Here is a 20,929-nt window from a genome sequence, read left to right on the forward strand (position 1 = left end):
GCTGGACGCGATCAATGTGGGAGCGGGCTTGCTCGCGAATGGCGCGCAGCGCCAGCCATGCTCAGGAATTGGTCGGCGGCTTGCGCAACAGACTCGCCGCCATCGCCCCGAGGAACACCACACTCACCAGCAACACCGCCCACAGGCCGATCTTCTTCCAGTTGGTCTCGGCTACCGCCGTCGTGGTTGCCGGCGTAGCCTGTGTGGCAATCACTTCACCCTGCACCGTTGCCTTGCCCAGCGCCGCGAGTTTTTCCGCTTTGAAATCCGGAATCAGCGTGCTCAGCGGCAGGTTCGCGGTTTTCACCGTCGGATTGCCCAGCGCCAGGCTGTAAGGCCCGTCACCCCGTGCGAGGAAAATCACCTGGGTCGCCCGCACCGCGTACTTCAGGCTCGGTGCCTGCTCACCCAGACCGCCGCCACGCTCATCCACGCTCAGTTTCAGCTGCTGCACAGTCTGCCCGTACAACTGCAATTCGTTTTGCACCACGTCCTGACCGTTCTGGGTCAGGCGATACAGCAAACCGTTGCTCAGTGTCTGCCACGGCAGGCTGCTTTCGCGCCGGCCCGCGAGTGTGACCGGAGCCAGACTGTTCGGCTGCTTCAGCTCGACCTGCACCCGCTCGACATTCAGGCCCATCGGCAACTGCCAGGTGTACTCGCCGGACTTGGTGCTGTTGCCCGCCAGCGCTTGCGACCAGACCAACGGCAGCGGCACGTTACGTGGATCGCTGCTTTTCAGTTGCGCCGACGTGAGGATGGGCGCCGAGGTTGGCGCATCCCACAACAGGCGCAGATAGCGCGCAGATTGCCCCGGCAGCGTCACTTCGTGCTGTTCGATGCGTTCGTCGGAAAAGGTCAGCCGCGCGACCTGCCCCTCGCCCCACGCCTGCCAATGCTGCAAGTCATCACTGGCCTCGATGCTGAAGCGCTGGAAGCCGTCACGCTCGCTGGTCCAGTCAAGAATCAACTGCTGCAGCGGCGCCTTGATCGCACTGGCATCGAGCAACCAGCCACGCAGCACTTCTTCGCCGGCCTCCAGCTGAGTCGACGGCTGCACTTCAACCAATGTGCCGGTGGTGGTCGATTGCACGCGCACGTTCGGCGCACGCTCACTGGCATCGGCGGCGTTGTACAGCGGGAACCACTTCACCTCATGCAACTGGCCGTCGTCGCGAGTCTGCGCCGATTCCCGAGCCAGGGCATAGGCCTGCGGTTCGCCGGCGGCGTTGAACACGCGCAGATCACTGAGATCGGTTTGGCGTGCCTGCAATTGCGCGCTCAGTGGCAGGTCGAGGCGATACCACGGGCCGTTGCCACTCACCGCCAGCGGCACCTGCGTGGCGAAGTCCGCCGGTTTTTCCTGCGCGCCAGCAGCCATCACCACGCCCAACGCCAACCACCCCAGACTCAGCATGCGACTCAAGATGAAACTCCTTCGGTATCCGGCACGGGTTTGTCCGCCACCGGTTCGGCTTCGACACGTTTCGGTGGCAGCGGTGCGAAATAGCCCACCACCAGCAGCAACACGCCGACGCCGATAAACGAGACGATCCGGGCCAGTCCGCCACGGTTGCTCAATTCGACAAAAATTAGTTTGGCCACCACCAGCGCAATCAACGCCGCGCCGATCAGCCACACTTCGCGCCGGTGACGCAGGTGTCCGCCGATCATCAGCCCCAACGCCATCAAGGTCCAGACGATGGACAACCCGGCCTGCACCAGCATCGATTCGAGCAGCAGATCCAGCTCGAACGGAATGCCCGCCCAATGGTGCGCGGCGCGGGTCACCAACGCGGTACAGAAGGCGAATAGGGAGACCCCGGCGACCAGTTGCGTGGCGTACTCGGCGTAATCCTTGCGCAGGGCAAACTGCGTCACCGCATGACGCGACCACACGTACACCCCGAACAAGGCGAACAGCAGGCCCAATTCCAACGGGTTGATCAGCGGCACATACGGCAGCGGTTCGGCGTTGCCGTCGCTGACACCGTTGGCCAGCCAGAACCACGCCAGCATCAGCACTGCCAGCGGCGCGGCGGCGTACAAACGATATTCGCGAGGGAACGCTGCCACCGGCCACGGCCAGTTGCGCGGAGCCGCCGCCAACAGCAGATACAGGCTCGGCAGGATCGCCCAGCCCAGCCAGCGCCACGCGTTGTATTGCTCGGACAACAGCAGCAGACCGTAGCGCAGCTCCAGCGCCAGTACGCCGATCAGCAGCCAGCAACCCAGCACGTGCGCCGTGCTCAAGGCGCGTGCCGGTAGCATCGGCGCCAGACGCCGCAGGCTGAAGAAATGCACGGCGAACACCAATACCCACGCCAGCCAACCGAAATTCGCCGCTGGGTGATAACGCGCATGCCACGCCGCCAGCAGCACCAGCCCCGCCGCCGGGATCAGCAAGGTGCAGAGCAGGCCCAGCGCCGGCCATTTCAGGCGCAGCGCCAACAATGTCCACAGCGCCACACTCAGCGCGGCAATCAGCAGCAACAGCGTCGCCTGCAGATTCAGCGGCGCAAAACGCAGCACCTCACTGACCCACGCCAACGCCCACCAACCGGCGCCCCACACCAGCAGCACTTCGGACAGGCGTTGCAAACTCAGCGCATCGAAGGCCGAGGCGTGATTGCCCAGTTGCAGACGCCAGGCACCGACCAGCGCGGCCAGCCCCAATACCAGCGGCGTCCAGAAACCGCAATGGGCCAACGGCCGCAGTCCTTCGCTGGACAGCGGCCCGAGCAACTCGGGGCCGGCCAACAAGAACGCCGCGCCACCGATCAACTGCAACAACAGCCCAAAGACAAAACTCACGCGCTGTTTGAGGTACAGGCTCAGCCAGATGATCAACAGACCGCTCGCCGCCCACACCGCACTCGCGGTTTGCCACGGCAGCACGAACAGCACCGCCAGATTGATCAGCACCAACCCCGCCAGCAACACCACCGACAACCCGCGCAGCAGCCGCACATCGCCGCGCACCATCTCGTCGCGCGCCGCCAGCAGCATCCCGCCGATCAACGCCACACCGATCACCGATGCGCTGAGCAAACCGCTCCACCCGGCGCTGAACACGGCCGCCGAATCCTCACCTGCACCTTGCAGGCGCAACAGGAACAACGCACCGCCGAGCAACTGCACGGCGAACGCGGTGAACAGGAACGTGCGCGATTGCAGGCGCAGGCCGACAAACAGGGTCACCAGTCCGGCCAAGGCCCAACTGATCGCTGTCGCCTGAACCAGGAAAAACAGCGGCGCCAACAGGTACAGGAAGGTCAGACCCAGCGCCGCCAGCACCGGCAAGCCCTGGCGCTCCCACGGCGAAGCCTGTTCCGCCGAGGCTTTGCGCAATTGATAGAAACTGAACAGCAGCGCGATGCCGAGCATCAATGCGCCCAACGGTGCGCCGTCGAGCAGGCTGCTTTCACCAACTCGCAACTGACTGAGAAAGGCCAGCGCCGACCCCAGTTGCAGCAGCAGGGCAAACGCTCGGGCGAACGGCCGATGCTGACGCAGGCCGAGCCAGAAAATCCCCGCGCCCTCCACTGCCCACGCCGCCGAAGTCCAGCGCGCATCGAGGCCCAGCGGGATCGCCAGACTGGCGAAAATCACCCCCAGCGCCAGACAGGTTTCACCCAGCAACAAGGCGCGGCCGCCCATCAACACCCGGGCCAGGCCCATGTAGATCACGCCCAGTGCGAGTGCGCTGAACGCGGCGGCGAACTCCAGGTGCTGCACCAGCGCAAACTGCAAGCCGAAGCCCACGATCGGCGGGCCGAACAGCATCGTGCCGTCGACGTAGTCGCCTTTGCGCGCCGACCAGTGCAGCAGCGCCTCGCGATCGCCGTCCGCCGGCGCATCGGGCATGTCGAGCAACTTACGTCGGGCGAACAACAGGCCGATGCCCAGGTACATCAGGAAGAACAGAATCAGGAACGGCTCGGTGCTCCACAGCAGCTCGGGCGCATAGGAGCGCAGGCCCCAGGCGAAGCCGATACCGAACGTGCCGACGAACCCGATCAGGTTAAGCAGGCGCCAGGCCTTGAACCAGGCAATGGCGAGAATGCCGGCATTGAGCAACGCGAAATAGCTGAACAGCGCGACATGGTTGCCCTCCCCGGTCGAGGTCAGGATCGGCGCGGCGAAACCGCCCAATGCTGCAGCCGCCGCCAGCCCCAGCGCATCCTGAGTGATGGCGAGAATCGCCGAGAACACCGTGACCGCCACCAGCAAACCCAGCGCGGCGGACGGATCGAGCAACGGATGCAGACGCATCGCCGCAAACACCGTCAGGTACAGCACCGCGATCCCGGTGCCCTGCAAGATCAGTGCATAGCTGTTGTTGCGTGTGCGCAGCCACCAGCCCAGCGCCAGCAGGGCCAACGCCGCCGCCGCAACACCGGCGTAACGCAATTCGATCGGCACCACCATGCCTTCGGTGGCGTAGCGCAACAGGAAGGCCAGACCGAAAAACAGCAGCACCACACCGACCCGCAGCACGGTGTTGCCGCCGAACAGCCAGTTGCGAGCAGCATTGATGCCACGCTCGATCAGGTTCGGGCCACGAGGTTCGGCAGGCTGTGCCGGCGCTGCTGGCTCGTCGGTAACAGCATCCAGACGCCAGACATCCGCCGGCAGCGGCTGGCTGGTTTCGCTGGCAACGGTAGACATCGGTTCGAGTTCGGGTGGCAGTTCCCAGACCAGCTCCGGCGTGGGGGAGGATGATTGTTCGGCGACGATGATCGGCTCAACGATGGCGTCCGGCATCGGCGCCACGCTCGGCGGTGTGGTGCGCACGCTGGCACCTTCAAGCAGAAACAGACGCTGCTCGACGGCTTGCAGGGCGACCTTGGCCTGTTCCAGTTGACGCTGTTGGTCGGTGGCCTGCGAGCCAAGACGGGCGATACGCAGCGTTTGCCCGATCGCCAGCCCGAGCAGTGCACCGAGCAGCGCGGCACTGAACGACTCATCGAGCAGCCAGCCGAGCAGCAGCCCGATCAACATGAACATCCATTGCATGGTCGATATCCCTAAGCAGCCCCGAGGCGGGGCAATCCCGACAGTTGCTTCAGTCTAGGCAAAATCCAATGTGGGAGCGGGCTTGCTCGCGAAGGCGTTGTGTCAGTCGATATCCGGTTGACTGATACAACGCCTTCGCGAGCAAGCCCGCTCCCACAAGGGGTCTTATGCTGACTGACACATTCGGTAAACCGGCGCTCAGTATATCGATCCGGCCCAACAAACGTTGGGCCTTACGCACATTTGTTGCAGAAAATCACTCCAGTGCCTTCCAGATATCCGTGGCGTACTCGCGAATCGTCCGGTCGGACGAGAACCAGCCCATCCGCGCCGTGTTGAGCACCGCCGAACGCCACCAGTTGTTGGAATCGTGCCAGTGCGCATCGACGCGTTTTTGCGCTTCCCAATAGGAATCGAAGTCGGCGCAGACCAGGAAGCGGTCGTAGTCCACCAGCGAATCGATCAATCCGGTGTAACGCGACGTGTCATCTGGCGAGAACACGCCACTGCGGATCGCTTGCAGCACGTCGCTCAAACGATGCGACGCGGCGATGTCCGGCGCGGCGCTGAACTCGTGGTTCTGCTTGCGCGCTTCAACCTGCTGAGCGCTGAGGCCGAAGATGAACATGTGCTCGGCACCGATACGCTCGCACATTTCCACGTTGGCGCCATCGAGGGTGCCGATGGTCAGCGCACCGTTGAGGCCGAACTTCATGTTACTGGTGCCCGAGGCTTCGAACCCGGCCGTGGAAATCTGCTCGGACAAGTCCGCCGCCGGAATGATGCTCTCCGCCAGGCTGACGTTGTAGTTGGGCAGGAACACCACTTTCAGCAAGCCGCGTACGGTCGGGTCGTTGTTCACCACCCGGGCGATGTCGTTGGTCAGTTTGATGATCAGTTTGGCCTGGTGATAACTGGCCGCCGCTTTACCGGCGAAGATTTTCACCCGAGGTACCCAGTCGACTTCAGGCTCGGCGCGGATTGCCTGATACAGCGCCACGGTGTGCATCAGGTTGAGCAACTGGCGCTTGTATTCGTGGATCCGCTTGACCTGCACGTCGAACATCGCCGCCGGATTGACCGCGATCCCCAGCCGCTCGTGAATCAGATAGGCCAAGGCCTTTTTGCTGTGCAGGCGCTGTTCGGCGAAGGCTTTGCGGAAGGCGGGTTGCTCGGCGAACGGTTCGAGATCGAGCAAGCGTTCTTCCGGGTTATCCAGCACCTCCGGGCCGAGGGAGTCGACCAGCATCGAGGTCAGCTCGGAGTTGGCCTGGAACAGCCAACGGCGGAAGGTGATGCCGTTGGTTTTGTTGTTGATCCGTTCCGGGTAGAGCTTGTGCAGTTCGGCGAATACTGTCTTGCGCATCAACTGCGTGTGCAGCCCGGACACGCCGTTGACGCTGTGCGAACCGAGGAACGCGAGGTTGCCCATGCGCACCCGGCGACCGTTGTCCTCTTCGATCAGCGACACCGCGCGCAGCACGTCGAAATCGTGAATCCCTTTGGCCCGCAGCGAGTCGATGTGCTGGGCGTTGATCAGATAAATGATCTGCATGTGCCGCGGCAGCATGCGCTCCATCAGGCCGACCGGCCAGGTTTCCAGCGCTTCGGGCAACAGCGTGTGGTTGGTGTACGACAAGGTATCGACGGTGACTTGCCACGCCGCATCCCAGGCCACGTCGTAGACGTCGACCAGTTGCCGCATCAATTCAGCAACGGCAATCGAAGGGTGGGTGTCGTTGAGCTGGATCGCCGCGTGATCGCCCAGGGTCAGCACCGAGGTGTGCATGTTGCGATGGCGACGCAGCAAATCTTGCAGAGAAGCGGCGACGAAGAAATACTCCTGACGCAGGCGCAGTTCCTGCCCGGCCTCAGTGCTGTCTGCCGGGTAAAGCACGCGGGAAATACTTTCAGCGCGGGCGACTTCGGCGACGGCACCCAAGTGGTCACCGGCGTTGAAGCGCTCCAGGTGCAGATCTTCCATGGCTCGCGCACGCCACAGCCGCAGGGTGTTGACGCTCGCCCCGCGCCAGCCGACCACTGGCGTGTCATAGGCAATCGCGCGCACGGTTTCCGCAGGCGACCAGACCTGTTTGGTCTTGCCGCTGGCATCGGTGACGGTTTCGACGCTGCCGCCGAAGCCGATCGAGTACACCACTTCCGGACGTTCGAACTCCCACGGGTTGCCGAAATCCAGCCAGTGCTCGGTCTGCTCCTGCTGCCAACCATCGACGATGGCCTGCCGGAACAGTCCATGCTCGTAGCGAATGCCGTAGCCGTGCCCGGCGATGCCGAGGGTCGACATGCTTTCCATGAAGCACGCCGCCAGACGTCCGAGGCCGCCGTTGCCGAGTGCCGCGTCAGGTTCCAGCAGGCGGATGCGTTCCAGATCGACGCCCAGTTCGGTCAGCGCTTCACGCGCGACGTCGAGCAGGCCGAGATTGCTCAGGCTGTCGTAGAGCAAACGACCGATGAGAAATTCCAGCGAGAGGTAATACACCCGTTTCTGGCCTTTGCGATAGATCTGCCGGGTGTGGTCCATCCAGTGTTCGACCATGTGGTCGCGCGCCGCCAGGGCAATGGCTTCGAACCAGTCATGGTCGAAGGCGTGATCCGGGTCTTTACCCACTGCATAGGTGAGCTTGGTCAGGACGGCATCGCGGAATGCGGCCACCTCTGCTTCGCGAACTAGTGGTTCTTGAGTCATCGATAGGACCTCGAGCGAGCGGGGAATTGTCTGAGCCTAGACGGTCTGACCGACGGTAGAGGCGCTGGTTCGGCAGTTTTTCCGAAGTCGGTGAGATAGCCCGGCATTACCTTGGCGAGTGGGCTAATGAATGCAGGGGCCGTGCCGGACTGAATGACATTTGCGCGGCATTTGCAAAAAACTGGCGAAAGGTTGTTCAAAAATCCACCAGTCCCGGTATGATCGCGCGCCCTGATGCACACGCCTGGTAATTCCCGATGATGAAGCCCAACCTGATTGCCGCCGCCGAGATCGACCGTCTCGATACGTGGGCCAAATATTCGGCCCCGATGTGCGGCTCTTGTGTCTCCAGCTGCTGCACCCTGCCGGTCGAGGTCAAGATCAAGGACCTGGTACGCATCGGCGTGGTTGACGAGTTCGAACTGGGTGATCCGCCGAAGAACATCGCCAAGCGCCTGCAAAAGGAAGGGCTGGTCGAGCGCTTCAACCAGAAGTCGGGGATCTTCACCCTGCAGCGTATGAGCAACAACGATTGCTACTACCTGGATCGTAAGAGCCGCCTGTGCACCATTTATGACAAACGCCCGGACACTTGCCGCAACCACCCGAAAATCGGCCCGCGGCCGGGGTATTGCGCGTACAAGCCGAAAGAAGTCGAGCGGGTGCAGAATTTCCGCGCGATTGAGAAGTTCTAAAAGCTTACCCTCTCCCCAGCCCTCTCCCGGAGGGAGAGGGGGCCGACCGAGGTGTCTGGCGCCATACATCGACCTGTAACACCCAGTCGATTATGGATTCGATAAAGCCCCACCAAATCGATTATGGATTCAGCAGAATTCTTGCAAGTCGGTGCATCTCACGAATATCCCCCATTCAGTCCCCTCTCCCTCCGGGCGGTCCGACGTTTCGGGAGGGCTAGGGTGAGGGGCTTTTGATCTTCAAGGCTCAATCGACATTTCCCCCAGACAAACAAAAACGCCCCCGGTCTCGCGACCGGGGGCGTTTTTTTTCAGCCTGGGCTAAATCTTATGCCTTGGCTTTCTTGGCAGCGCGGGTACGCTCGCTTTCGTCCAGGATCTTCTTGCGAAGACGGATGGACTTAGGCGTGACTTCGCACAGCTCGTCTTCCTGGATGTATTCCAGAGCCTGTTCCAGAGTGAAGCGAACAGGTGGTACCAGAGCGATGGTTTCGTCTTTACCCGAAGCACGCATGTTGTCGAGCTTCTTGCCTTTGGTAGGGTTCACACCCAGGTCGTTGTCGCGGCTGTTCTGACCAACGATCTGACCGTTGTAGATCTCCTGGCCGTGTTCTACGAACAGCTTGCCACGAGCCTGCAGGGTTTCCAGCGAGTAGGTCAGTGCCTTGCCGGTTTCAACCGAAACCAGAACGCCGTTCTGACGGCCGGACATGTGGCCCGACTTCACTGGAGCGTAACGATCGAAGATCGAGGTCAGGATGCCAGCACCGTTGGTCAGGGTCAGGAACTGGTTACGGAAACCGATCAGACCGCGAGCAGGGATGTTGTATTCCAGACGAACACGGCCCTTGCCATCCGGCACCATGTTGCTCAGGTCGCCCTTACGCAGACCCATCTCTTCCATGACCTTGCCCTGCGATTCTTCAGGGATGTCGATGGTGACGTTTTCGAACGGTTCCTGCTTCACGCCGTCAACTTCACGGATGATCACTTCAGGACGGCCCAGGGCCAGCTCGAAGCCTTCGCGACGCATGGTTTCGATCAGTACCGAGAGGTGCAGCTCACCACGGCCGGAAACCTTGAACTTGTCAGCCGAGTCGCCTTCTTCAACGCGCAGTGCAACGTTGTACAGCAGCTCTTTGTCCAGACGATCCTTGATGTTACGGGAGGTCACGAACTTGCCTTCTTTACCGCAGAATGGCGAATCGTTTACCTGGAAGGTCATGGAAACGGTTGGCTCGTCAACGGTCAGCGGCTTCATCGCCTCGACGGTGTTGATGTCGCACAGGGTGTCGGAGATGAACAGCTCGTCGAAGCCGCTGATGCAGACGATGTCGCCGGCTGCTGCTTCTTCAACGTCAATGCGGTGCAGACCGTGGTGACCCATCAGCTTCAGGATACGACCGTTGCGGCGCTTGCCGTCGGCGCTGATCGCGACAACCGGGGTGTTCGGCTTGACGCGACCACGAGCGATACGGCCAACACCGATAACACCCAGGAAGCTGTTGTAGTCCAGAGCGGAGATCTGCATCTGGAACGGACCGTCACGGTCAACGGCCGGAGGCGGAACGTGGTCGACAACTGCCTGGTACAGCGCAGTCATGTCTTCGCCCATGGCGGTGTGATCCAGACCGGCGATACCGTTCAGGGCCGAAGCGTAAACAACCTGGAAGTCCAGTTGTTCTTCGGTAGCACCGAGGTTGTCGAACAGGTCGAAGATCTGGTCCAGAACCCAGTCCGGACGCGCGCCTGGACGGTCAACCTTGTTGATGACCACGATTGGACGCAGGCCGGCTTCGAACGCCTTCTTGGTCACGAAACGGGTTTGCGGCATAGGGCCGTCTTGAGCGTCAACCAGCAGCAGAACGGAGTCAACCATCGACATTACGCGTTCTACTTCGCCGCCGAAGTCGGCGTGGCCCGGGGTGTCCACGATGTTGATGTGGTAGCCGTTCCAGTTGATGGCGGTGTTTTTCGCCAGAATGGTAATACCGCGCTCTTTTTCCTGGTCGTTGGAGTCCATCACGCGCTCGTCGTTGAGCTCGTTGCGCTCCAGAGTGCCGGATTGACGCAGGAGTTTGTCTACCAGGGTGGTCTTACCATGGTCAACGTGGGCAATGATGGCGATGTTACGTAGATTTTCGATCACTTGTGTATCTCGATCAGAGGATTCGGTTTGCTGACAAGTCTTGGCAGCGATTAACAGTAGTGTCCGGCATGGCCGTTACAGCTTGACGGCGGTGTCGGGGGGCCGGTGACGCAGGCCACAGGCAAACAGCCCCGGGCACTTAGCTCGGTCGATAAACGCGCACATTGGCATGCCCCTCACTGAGCAAATGGTGAGCATGCAGGCGACTCATCACGCCTTTGTCGCAATACAGCAGGTACTGGCGAGTCGGATCCAGCTCCTTGAAACGAGCGTTCACTGCGTAGAACGGCATCGTCTGTACTTCTATGCCGGCGAGTTCCAGCGGGTCATCCTCGGCCGCATCCGGGTGACGGATGTCGATGACGATCTGACCGGCCAGCGCTTCGCCGACTTCTTCGATCTGCAAGTCCTGGCCCAATTCGTCGATCACTCGATCGATCGGCACCAGCTTGGCGTTTTCGAGCGCACGCTCGAGAACCGCCATGTCGAATTCTTTCTCTTCGTGCTCAACACGGTGGCGCTTGGCGGCAGTCTTCGGATTGACCGAGATGACCCCGCAGTACTCCGGCATGTGCCGGGCGAAATCGGCGGTGCCGATCTCGTTGGCCGTGTCGATGATGTCCTGCTTGTGCGCAACGATCAGTGGGCGCAGGACCAGTTTGTCGGTCACGCAGTCGATCACCGACAGGTTCGGCAGCGTCTGGCTCGATACCTGGGAGATCGCTTCGCCGGTGACCAGCGCGTCGATGTGCAGCCGGTCGGCGATGGCCGACGATGCGCGCAACATCATACGCTTCAATACGACGCCCATATGACTGTTATCGACTTTGCCGAGAATTTCGCCCAACACTTCTTCGAACGGAACACTGACAAATAGCACGCGTTGCGAGCTGCCGTACTTCTTCCAGATGAAATGCGCGACTTCCATCACGCCCAATTCGTGGGCACGCCCGCCGAGATTGAAGAAGCAGAAATGCGCCATCAGGCCGCGACGCATGATCTGGTACGCGGCAACCGTCGAGTCAAAGCCGCCGGACATCAATACCAGCGTCTGCTCCAGAGCGCCGAGCGGGTAACCGCCGATGCCGTTGTGCTGGCTGTGGATGACAAACAACCGTTGGTCGCGAACTTCGATGCGAACTTCGATTTCCGGGTCTTTGAGGTCGATTCCGGCCGCACCGCACTCACGACGCAGCTTGCTGCCGACGTATTTTTCGACGTCCATCGAACTGAACGGATGCTTGCCGGCACGCTTGCAGCGCACCGAGAAAATCTTCCCGGCCAGCACATCGCCATAGTGCTGTTTGCACTTCTCGGTGATGTCGTCGAAGTCGCCCAGCGGGTACTCGTCGATCTGCAGAAAATGCGCGACACCCGGGGTGCAGGTCAGGCGCTCACCCATCTCTTTCAAGGCTTTGGGGTCGGTAACGCGGGTTTCCAGCTCGAGATTGTCCCACACACCGTTCACCACCACGGCCGGGTCCAGATCGCGGAGCACGGCACGGATGTTCTTGGCCAGCTGGCGGATGAAACGCATCCGGACAGGGCGGCTTTTGATGGTGATCTCGGGGAAGACTTTTACGATTAGTTTCATGAAAACAGCGCGCGCAGGGCCAGCCGAAAAAGGGGGGCGCGGATTATAGCGGAAATTGCTCAAGGTTTAACCAGTTAATATGCAGAAGGTTTCACTTGCACCAAAACGGGTCATTTCTGATTTGAAGCGCTACATTAAGGGGCGAGATTTTCGCCTTTACGTCGCTTTGCAGTGCTCAAAGCGTGAAATTGGGGCAAAAAACCCATGCTGGGGCACTGGCATGCAATTTGCTCCCTTGTGAGGCAGGTTGCCTTGGCAGAGTATCTGCGCCGGCATCACCCCTATTAAGGGCATCCACTACCAAGCCCTAAGCCACCCGGAGGACACTATGTCGAAGTCGGTTCAACTCATCAAAGATCATGACGTCAAGTGGATTGATCTGCGCTTCACGGACACCAAAGGCACTCAGCACCACGTGACCATGCCGGCTCGCGATGCGCTGGAAGACGACTTCTTCGAAGTCGGCAAGATGTTCGACGGTTCCTCCATCGCTGGCTGGAAAGGCATCGAAGCCTCCGACATGATCCTGCTGCCGGACGACGATACTGCCGTTCTCGACCCGTTCACCGAAGACGCAACCCTGATCCTGGTTTGCGACATCATCGAACCGTCGACCATGCAGGGTTACGATCGCGACCCGCGCGCCATCGCTCACCGTGCCGAGGAATACCTGAAGACCACCGGTATCGGTGACACCGTCTTCGCCGGTCCCGAGCCAGAGTTCTTCATCTTCGACGAAGTGAAGTTCAAGTCCGACATCTCCGGCTCGATGTTCAAGATCTACTCCGAACAGGGCTCCTGGATGTCCGACCAGGACATCGAAGGCGGTAACAAGGGTCACCGTCCAGGCGTCAAAGGTGGCTACTTCCCGGTTCCGCCGTTCGACCACGACCACGAAATCCGTACTGCCATGTGCAACGCACTGGAAGAGATGGGCCAGACCGTTGAAGTTCACCACCACGAAGTGGCGACTGCCGGTCAGAACGAAATCGGTGTCAAGTTCAACACCCTGGTGAAGAAAGCTGACGAAGTTCAGACTCTGAAATACGTTGTGCACAACGTTGCCGACGCATATGGCCGCACCGCGACCTTCATGCCGAAGCCACTGTACGGCGACAACGGCTCGGGCATGCACGTGCACATGTCCATCGCCAAAGACGGCAAGAACACCTTCGCTGGCGAAGGCTATGCCGGCCTGTCCGAAACTGCCCTGTACTTCATCGGCGGTATCATCAAGCACGGTAAGGCCCTGAACGGCTTCACCAACCCGGCTACCAACTCCTACAAGCGTCTGGTGCCAGGTTTCGAAGCGCCGGTGATGCTGGCCTACTCGGCTCGCAACCGTTCCGCCTCGATCCGTATTCCTTACGTCAACAGCCCACGCGGCCGTCGTATCGAAGCACGCTTCCCGGATCCGGCTGCCAACCCGTACCTGGCTTTCGCAGCACTGCTGATGGCCGGTCTGGACGGTATCCAGAACAAGATCCACCCAGGCGATGCCGCTGACAAAAACCTGTACGACCTGCCGCCTGAAGAGGCGAAAGAGATCCCACAAGTTTGCGGCAGCCTGAAAGAAGCCCTGGAAGAGCTGGACAAGGGCCGTGCGTTCCTGACCAAGGGCGGCGTGTTCTCCGACGACTTCATCGACGCCTACATCGCGCTGAAATCCGAAGAAGAAATCAAGGTCCGTACCTTCGTACACCCACTGGAATATGAGCTGTACTACAGCTGCTGATCCGGTAGCGCCGCGCCACGCGGCGTGACAAAAAGAGGCCTCCTTCGGGAGGCCTTTTTTATTGCCCACGATTTATGAAACTACTCAAAACCCCTGTGGGAGCGGGCTTGCTCGCGAAGGCGTCGTGTCAGCCACCATCACCTTCAACGACCGACCGCATTCGCGAGCAAGCCCACTCCCACAGGGATTTTTGGCGTCTGAATGATCTCCGGATATGTCCCGGGTTGGGCCAACCGCCGCACCTGGCCTATGCTGCACCCCATCGCTTTCTTTCCCGGTCGATTTCATGGGTCGCACCTGTCTCTACATCCTGCTGCTGATCGCCCTGCCCGCCGCCGCGCAGATCTACAAGTACACCGATGCCAATGGCAACACGGTTTACAGCGATCACTCGCCGGACGGTGTTCAGGCGCAGCCGGTCGAGTTGCCGCCACTCAACCGCGTCGAGCCACAGGCACCGAGCGCGCCAGCGCCTTCAAGCACCGACACACGCCCCGCGGCACGCAGTGCCTACGAGGTGCTGGAGCTGACCGGCCTGCCCAGCGAAGAAGCGCTGCGCGCCAACAACGGCACCTTCACTGTCAATGTGCTGATCAAGCCGCGCCTGCAGGCGCCGCACCAATTAAGGCTGATCCTGGACGACGCGCCTTACGGCCAGCCGAGCAACGTGCCGATCCTGCAATTGGTGAATGTCGATCGCGGCGAGCATCGTCTCGCGGTGCAGGTGATCGACGGCGAAGCGATCATCCAGCAGAGCCCGGCGGTGGTGCTCACCGTACAGCGGGTGCACAAGCCATGAGGATTTTCTGGCTGATCCTGTGCCTGTTCGCCCTGCCCGTTTCGGCAGAGGTCTTCACCTATGTCGACGCGCAGGGCAATCGCGTCTACACCGACCAGCCGCGCGGCAACGCCAAGCGCGTGCCTATAGCCACCAGCAATCGCATGTCGGCCAACCCCACGGCTGCCGCACCGATCAGCGCTGTAAAAAAGGTCGCGGAACAACCACCGTTTCACTACGACATGCTGCGCATCCTGATCCCCGAGCCGGATGCGACCCTTCGCAGCAGCGCGGGCGAGGTGATCGTCAGTGTCACCAGCGAACCTGGCTTACAGCAGGGCCATCGCTATCGCCTGCTGCTGGACGGCCAGGCCACTGGCGAGCCGGGACTGAGTCCGGTATTCCCGCTGAGCAACATCGACCGCGGCAGTCACAACCTGTCGGTGGAAATCCTTGATGAGCAGGGTCGCACTGTCGAGCGCACCGCCAACCAGCCGTTCCACATGCTGCGCATCTCGCTGGCGCAGAAACGCCAGGTCAAACCCTGCGTCAGCGAGGACTACGGCGTGCGCCCGGAATGTCCGCTGAAAGACAAACCCGCCGAAGAAAAAAATCCCTTCCTGCGCTTCTTCTAACGCCATTCAGCTTTACGCACTATATTGGTGCAATGGGCTGCACCGTACCCAGATTCCAACCCATTTTGGTTCGAAACTTCCCGTTCGAGCTGGCACCCTGCCACTCAAACGAGCGTCAAACGCCTGTTTCACGGGTTGAACGCTTCTTTTCGGAGCCTTGGTTTGGTTTTTGCATTTTCCGTTTAACGACGCCTGCTTCTTGCGCACGCTCCGCCCCCAAAAGAGGCTCCGATGACTATTAGCGACGCAATCCACCGTTTGCTGCTCGACAACCTGACCACCGCCACCATCCTGCTCGACGCCGAATTGCGCCTCGAATACATGAACCCGGCGGCCGAGATGCTGCTGGCCATCAGCGGTCAGCGCAGCCATGGGCAGTTCATCAGCGAGTTGTTCACCGAGTCCACCGAGGCGCTCAACTCGCTGCGCCAGGCGGTTGAACAGGCACACCCGTTCACCAAACGCGAAGCGATGCTCACCGCCCTCACCGGCCAGACCCTGACCGTGGACTACGCAGTGACGCCGATCCTCAGCAACGGCGCGACCATGCTTCTGCTTGAGGTGCACCCGCGTGATCGCCTGCTGCGGATCACCAAGGAAGAGGCGCAACTGTCCAAGCAGGAAACCAGCAAAATGCTGGTGCGTGGTCTCGCCCACGAGATCAAGAACCCGCTCGGCGGCATCCGTGGCGCCGCGCAATTGCTGGCCCGCGAATTGCCGGAAGACAGCCTGCGCGACTACACCAACGTGATCATTGAAGAGGCCGACCGCCTGCGCAATCTGGTCGACCGCATGCTCGGCTCGAACAAGCTGCCGTCGCTGGCGTTGTGCAACGTTCACGAAGTGCTCGAACGCGTCTGCCAACTGGTCGAAGCGGAAAGCCAGGGTTGCATCACCTTGGTGCGCGACTACGACCCGAGCATTCCCGACGTATTGATCGACCGCGAACAAATGATTCAGGCCGTACTGAACATCGTGCGCAACGCCATGCAGGCGATCAGCAGCCAGAACGAGCTGCGTCTGGGCCGCATCAGCCTGCGCACCCGGACCATGCGCCAGTTCACCATCGGCCACGTCCGCCATCGCCTGGTGACCAAAATCGAGATCATCGACAACGGCCCGGGGATCCCTGCAGAACTTCAGGAAACCATCTTCTTTCCCATGGTCAGCGGCCGCCCGGACGGTACCGGGCTGGGCCTGGCCATCACCCAGAACATCATCAGCCAGCACCAGGGCCTGATCGAGTGTGACAGCCACCCCGGCCACACCACGTTCTCGATCTTTCTGCCACTGGAACAAGGAGCCACATCGACATGAGCCGTAGTGAAACCGTGTGGATCGTCGATGACGACCGTTCTATCCGTTGGGTTCTGGAAAAGGCCTTGCAGCAGGAAGGCATGACCACGCAGAGCTTCGACAGCGCCGATGGCGTGATGAGTCGTCTGGCCCGTCAGCAGCCTGATGTGATCATTTCCGACATCCGCATGCCGGGCGCCAGTGGCCTCGACCTGCTGGCACGTATCCGCGAACAGCACCCACGGTTGCCAGTGATCATCATGACCGCGCACTCCGACCTCGACAGCGCCGTTGCGTCTTATCAGGGCGGCGCTTTCGAATACCTGCCGAAGCCGTTCGACGTCGACGAGGCGGTATCGCTGGTCAAGCGCGCCAATCAGCATGCGCAAGAGCAGCAAGGCCTGGAAGTGGTGCCGGCGCTGACCCGCACTCCGGAAATCATCGGCGAAGCGCCGGCGATGCAGGAGGTGTTTCGCGCCATCGGCCGCTTGAGCCACTCCAACATCACCGTGCTGATCAACGGCGAATCCGGCACCGGTAAAGAACTGGTGGCCCACGCCCTGCACCGCCACAGCCCGCGCGCGGCCTCGCCGTTCATCGCGCTGAACATGGCGGCGATCCCCAAGGACCTGATGGAATCCGAGCTATTCGGCCACGAGAAAGGCGCATTCACTGGCGCGGCCAACCTGCGTCGCGGACGCTTCGAACAGGCTGACGGCGGCACGCTGTTCCTCGACGAAATCGGCGACATGCCGGCCGATACCCAGACCCGTTTGCTGCGGGTGCTGGCCGACGGCGAGTTCTATCGCGTTGGCGGGCACGTGCCGGTCAAGGTCGACGTGCGGATCATTGCTGCAACTCACCAGAATCTGGAAACCCTGGTGCATGCCGGGAAATTCCGTGAGGACTTGTTCCACCGCCTCAACGTGATCCGCATCCACATCCCGCGTCTGTCTGATCGTCGCGAAGACATCCCGACCCTGGCCAAGCACTTCCTCAGCCGCGCTGCGCAAGAACTGGCGGTGGAGCCGAAGCTGCTGAAAAGCGAGACCGAGGAATACCTGAAGAACCTGCCATGGCCGGGCAACGTGCGGCAGCTGGAGAACACCTGCCGCTGGATCACCGTGATGGCCTCCGGGCGCGAAGTGCACATCAGTGACCTGCCACCGGAACTGCTGAGCCTGCCGCAGGACTCGGCGCCAGTGACCAACTGGGAGCAGGCGCTGCGCCAGTGGGCCGATCAAGCGTTGGCCCGTGGCCAGTCGAGCCTGCTCGACAGCGCGGTGCCGGCGTTCGAGCGGATCATGATCGAGACCGCACTGAAGCACACGGCCGGTCGCCGGCGTGATGCGGCGGTATTGCTCGGCTGGGGGCGTAATACCCTGACGCGCAAGATCAAAGAATTGGGGATGAAGGTGGACGGTGGGGATGATGATGAGGGGGATGAGGGCTGATCAACCACGCCCCCTCTGAGAGTGGGTTGCTCACGAAAGCGCTGTTCATGAAACGTATCAGTGACTGACGCGACGCCTTCGCGAGCAAGCCCGCTCCCGCAGTGGCCCCGCCGTGCACCAACCTAATGCACTTTGACCCGTGATCGGGCATCGCAACCTATGCAAAAACCATCCAGGCAAGACTGAAAAACCCAACCAGTAAAAACACCAAAGCCCCGATTTACGGGGCTTTCGTGCATTTGAAAGATTTTTCTGTTTCCAAATACTAAAACTGGCACGCCGCCTGCAATAACCCTCACAGGTGATTCGATTCACCACCCGTTTCGGGGACCTTGGTACAGGCAGGCCGGGGATTCCCCTCTTTACACCGGGTTCAAACCGCAACGCGGCGAACCCACCCTTTTGGGATCCTTGGTACAGGCAGGCCGGGGGTTCCCTCTTTACACCGGACCGACGCGCTCAGCGAAGTCCACCCCGTTTTGGGAACCCTGGTACAGGCAGGCCGGGGATTCCCGCTTTTATTGCTCCCGGAGATGGATCTCCAGCCGCCAGCGGTCATCGACCTTGCTCCCGGCCCACTCCCCTTGCAGCGGCCGCGCCGCCAGCACCGTCAGCAACAACCCACCGTCACTCACGCGCGTTCGCCAGTTCACGTCCTTGCCGTTGAGCTTGAGCTGACCCTTTTGCGCCTTGCCCTCTGCCTGAAACAACAGGGCCACGGTGCCATCGATGATTTCACCGTGCAGCTTCGGTTCGTTGTTGAACCACACCACCAGGCCGTCACCGGTCACGTCGACCTGCTGCAGCACGCTGGGGTCCTGCGTGGTCAGGCGACCGATCATCAAACCGACCATCACGCCGACAATCGCCAGCGAACCGATCACCCGCGGGAATAGTTTCGAACGCGGGTCGGCTTGCGGCGTAGAATGCGCGTCATCTTTACCTTCGGAGCCGTGCATGTTTCACGTCATCCTTTTTCAACCAGAAATTCCGCCGAACACCGGCAACGTTATCAGGCTGTGCGCCAACAGCGGCTGCCACCTGCATTTGATCGAACCGCTGGGTTTCGAGATGGACGACAAGCGCTTGCGCCGGGCCGGTCTCGACTACCACGAATATGCCACGTTGCAGCGCCACGCCGACCTCGCCAGTTGCCTGGAAAGCCTCGGCAACCCACGGTTGTTCGCGTTCACCACCAAGGGCTCGCGGCCGTTTCACGACGCCGCGTTCGTCCCGGGCGATGCGTTCATCTTCGGCCCGGAAAGCCGTGGCCTGCCGCCGGAAGTGCTCGACGCACTGCCCGCCGAACAGCGCCTGCGCCTGCCGATGCGTGAAGGCTGCCGCAGCCTGAACCTGTCCAACACCGTGGCAGTGGCCGTGTACGAAGCGTGGCGGCAGAACGACTTCAAATAAGTGCACATAACAAATGTGGGAGCGGGCTTGCTCGCGAAGGCGTCGTATCAGATGACATTGATGTCGCCTGACACACCGCTTTCGCGAGCAAGCCCGCTCCCACATTGGACTTGCGTCGTCGCTCAGATACTTACTGAACGGTCGGCGTCTCGCCAGCTTCCTGCATGCGCTGCAGCTCTTGCGCGTACAGGGCGTCGAAGTTCACCGGCGCCAGCATCAGGGCCGGGAAAGAACCACGGGTCACCAGGCTGTCCAGGGTTTCGCGAGCGTACGGGAACAGGATGTTCGGGCAGAACGCACCCAGAGTATGGCTCATCGAAGCCGCGTCGAGGTTCTTGATCAGGAAGATACCGGCCTGCTGCACTTCAGCGATGAAGGCCACTTCGTCGCCGTTTTTCACGGTTACGGACAGGGTCAGTACCACTTCGTAGAAATCACCTTCCAGTTCTTTCTGGCGAGTGTTCAGATCCAGACCGACGGTCGGGTCCCACTGCTGGCGGAAGATCGCCGGGCTTTTCGGGGCTTCGAAGGACAGATCGCGTACGTAGATGCGCTGCAAGGAGAATTGCGGTGCGGTTTCTTCTTCGCTGGCTGCAGTGTTCTGTTGGTCAGTCATCTCAGATCCTTTCTGATCTTGGGTCTTTTAGGGATTGCTGTACGTGGGTGCAGCCGTTCAGGCCTTGAGCAGCGCGTCGAGCTTGCCGGCGCGCTCCAGGGCATACAAATCATCACAACCGCCGATGTGCTTGTCGCCGATCCAGATCTGCGGCACGGAGGTGCGTCCGGCCTTCTGACTCATGGCAGCACGAATCTGCGGCTTGCCATCGACCTTGATCTCTTCGAAGGCCACACCTTTGTTCACGAGCAATTGCTTGGCTCGCACGCAATAAGGGCAGTAATCGCTGGAGTAGACGATGACTTCGCTCATATCACTTCACCAGCGGCAGGTTGTCGCCTTTCCAGCTGGAAATCCCGCCGGACAGCTTGGCGGCGGTGAAGCCGGATTTCATCAGTTCGCGGGCATGGGTGCCAGCGGTCTGGCCCAGGGCGTCGACCAGAATGATGGTCTTGGCCTTGTGCTTTTCCAGCTCGCCGGTACGCGCAGCCAGCTTGTCTTGAGGAATGTTGATCGCGCCAACGATATGACCGGCGGCGTAATCTTTCGCCGGACGGATGTCCACCACCACGCCTGCGTCCTTGTTGACCAGTGCGGTCAGTTCGCCGGTGCTCAGGCTTTTACCGCCGCCCTGCATCGTGTGCGCCAGCAGCAGAGCCAGCAGTACGACGAAGATACCGACAAGAATGTAGTGGTTAGTGGCAAATTCAATCAGGTGAGCAACCATTGAAGGAGGTTCCAGGGCGTTAAAATGTCGGCCAGTATACACAGCCACTATGGTGGGCCAAACCCCGTCCGGCGGTGACGTGGTCGGAACTAAGCATTAAACTCGCCACTC

Annotated in this window: 16 protein-coding genes; 7 read left to right on the forward strand and 9 right to left on the reverse strand. The window is 60.9% G+C overall.

All coding sequences use genetic code 11. The annotated features are described in order from the left end of the window. Window positions 1-61 precede the first annotated feature (61 nt). The 3 genes from KCG87_RS05370 to KCG87_RS05380 form a co-directional block, all read right to left on the reverse strand. Entirely contained in the window at window positions 62-1,426 is a 1,365-nt protein-coding gene (locus tag KCG87_RS05370; RefSeq protein ID WP_210556797.1) for a DUF3999 domain-containing protein, read from the reverse strand. Further along, window positions 1,423-5,019: a DUF2339 domain-containing protein gene (locus KCG87_RS05375; RefSeq protein WP_210556798.1), complete on the reverse strand. Its 3,597-nt coding sequence runs from the start codon at window positions 5,017-5,019 to the stop codon at window positions 1,423-1,425. The genes KCG87_RS05370 and KCG87_RS05375 overlap by 4 nt, the downstream gene beginning before the upstream one ends. A 256-nt stretch (window positions 5,020-5,275) precedes the next feature. Then, window positions 5,276-7,726, reverse strand: coding sequence for a glycogen/starch/alpha-glucan phosphorylase (locus KCG87_RS05380; RefSeq protein WP_097086973.1), 2,451 nt, complete (start codon window positions 7,724-7,726; stop codon window positions 5,276-5,278). A gap of 257 nt (window positions 7,727-7,983) precedes the next feature. Between KCG87_RS05380 and KCG87_RS05385 the strand changes: the two genes are divergently transcribed. Continuing rightward, window positions 7,984-8,421 carry a YkgJ family cysteine cluster protein gene (locus KCG87_RS05385; protein ID WP_016985748.1) on the forward strand — a complete coding sequence of 146 codons (438 nt, stop codon included), beginning with the start codon at window positions 7,984-7,986 and terminating at the stop codon, window positions 8,419-8,421. 328 nt (window positions 8,422-8,749) lie between these two features. Here KCG87_RS05385 and typA read toward each other — a convergent pair whose 3' ends face one another. Next, window positions 8,750-10,570, reverse strand: a complete 1,821-nt coding sequence (gene typA / locus KCG87_RS05390) for a translational GTPase TypA (RefSeq protein WP_007961739.1) — start codon at window positions 10,568-10,570, stop codon at window positions 8,750-8,752. 139 nt (window positions 10,571-10,709) lie between these two features. Further along, window positions 10,710-12,164, reverse strand: coding sequence for a tRNA uracil 4-sulfurtransferase ThiI (gene thiI / locus KCG87_RS05395; protein ID WP_027611269.1), 1,455 nt, complete (start codon window positions 12,162-12,164; stop codon window positions 10,710-10,712). A gap of 328 nt (window positions 12,165-12,492) precedes the next feature. Between thiI and glnA the strand changes: the two genes are divergently transcribed. The 5 genes from glnA (at window position 12,493) to ntrC (ending at window position 18,062) form a co-directional block, all read left to right on the forward strand. Beyond that, entirely contained in the window at window positions 12,493-13,899 is a 1,407-nt protein-coding gene (glnA, locus tag KCG87_RS05400; protein ID WP_007961736.1) for a glutamate--ammonia ligase, read from the forward strand. A 286-nt stretch (window positions 13,900-14,185) separates the two neighbouring features. Continuing rightward, entirely contained in the window at window positions 14,186-14,698 is a 513-nt protein-coding gene (locus KCG87_RS05405) for a DUF4124 domain-containing protein (RefSeq protein ID WP_210556800.1), read from the forward strand. Continuing rightward, window positions 14,695-15,312, forward strand: coding sequence for a DUF4124 domain-containing protein (locus KCG87_RS05410; protein ID WP_115988403.1), 618 nt, complete (start codon window positions 14,695-14,697; stop codon window positions 15,310-15,312). Before KCG87_RS05405 ends, KCG87_RS05410 begins: the two co-directional genes overlap by 4 nt. Window positions 15,313-15,543: 231 nt before the next feature. Continuing rightward, window positions 15,544-16,629 carry a nitrogen regulation protein NR(II) gene (gene glnL, locus KCG87_RS05415; protein ID WP_007961730.1) on the forward strand — a complete coding sequence of 362 codons (1,086 nt, stop codon included), beginning with the start codon at window positions 15,544-15,546 and terminating at the stop codon, window positions 16,627-16,629. Continuing rightward, the gene (ntrC, locus tag KCG87_RS05420; RefSeq protein ID WP_007961729.1) at window positions 16,626-18,062 is read left to right on the forward strand and encodes a nitrogen regulation protein NR(I); all 1,437 of its coding nucleotides are present in this window, start codon (window positions 16,626-16,628) and stop codon (window positions 18,060-18,062) included. Before glnL ends, ntrC begins: the two co-directional genes overlap by 4 nt. Window positions 18,063-18,580: 518 nt before the next feature. On the opposite strand, the gene KCG87_RS05425 is transcribed toward ntrC, so the two are convergent. After that, window positions 18,581-19,021 carry a hypothetical protein gene (locus KCG87_RS05425; RefSeq protein WP_210556802.1) on the reverse strand — a complete coding sequence of 147 codons (441 nt, stop codon included), beginning with the start codon at window positions 19,019-19,021 and terminating at the stop codon, window positions 18,581-18,583. Between KCG87_RS05425 and KCG87_RS05430 the strand changes: the two genes are divergently transcribed. Continuing rightward, entirely contained in the window at window positions 19,020-19,475 is a 456-nt protein-coding gene (locus KCG87_RS05430) for a tRNA (cytidine(34)-2'-O)-methyltransferase (RefSeq protein WP_003220777.1), read from the forward strand. The genes KCG87_RS05425 and KCG87_RS05430 overlap by 2 nt on opposite strands. Window positions 19,476-19,605: 130 nt before the next feature. Here the strand turns inward: KCG87_RS05430 and secB are convergent, their stop codons facing one another. The 3 genes from secB to KCG87_RS05445 are packed head-to-tail and all read right to left on the reverse strand — an operon-like array spanning window position 19,606 to window position 20,818. Then, window positions 19,606-20,091 (reverse strand): protein-export chaperone SecB, encoded by a 486-nt coding sequence (gene secB / locus KCG87_RS05435; protein WP_027611264.1) that lies wholly within the window; start codon window positions 20,089-20,091, stop codon window positions 19,606-19,608. Between the two features lie 57 nt (window positions 20,092-20,148). Then, window positions 20,149-20,403 (reverse strand): glutaredoxin 3, encoded by a 255-nt coding sequence (gene grxC / locus KCG87_RS05440; protein ID WP_064585543.1) that lies wholly within the window; start codon window positions 20,401-20,403, stop codon window positions 20,149-20,151. Window position 20,404: 1 nt separating this feature from the next. Further along, the gene (locus KCG87_RS05445; RefSeq protein ID WP_007961724.1) at window positions 20,405-20,818 is read right to left on the reverse strand and encodes a rhodanese-like domain-containing protein; all 414 of its coding nucleotides are present in this window, start codon (window positions 20,816-20,818) and stop codon (window positions 20,405-20,407) included. Between the last annotated feature and the right edge of the window lie 111 nt (window positions 20,819-20,929).

This window comes from Pseudomonas sp. MWU347 (assembly GCF_017947305.1).
GTDB lineage: Bacteria > Pseudomonadota > Gammaproteobacteria > Pseudomonadales > Pseudomonadaceae > Aquipseudomonas > Aquipseudomonas putida_A.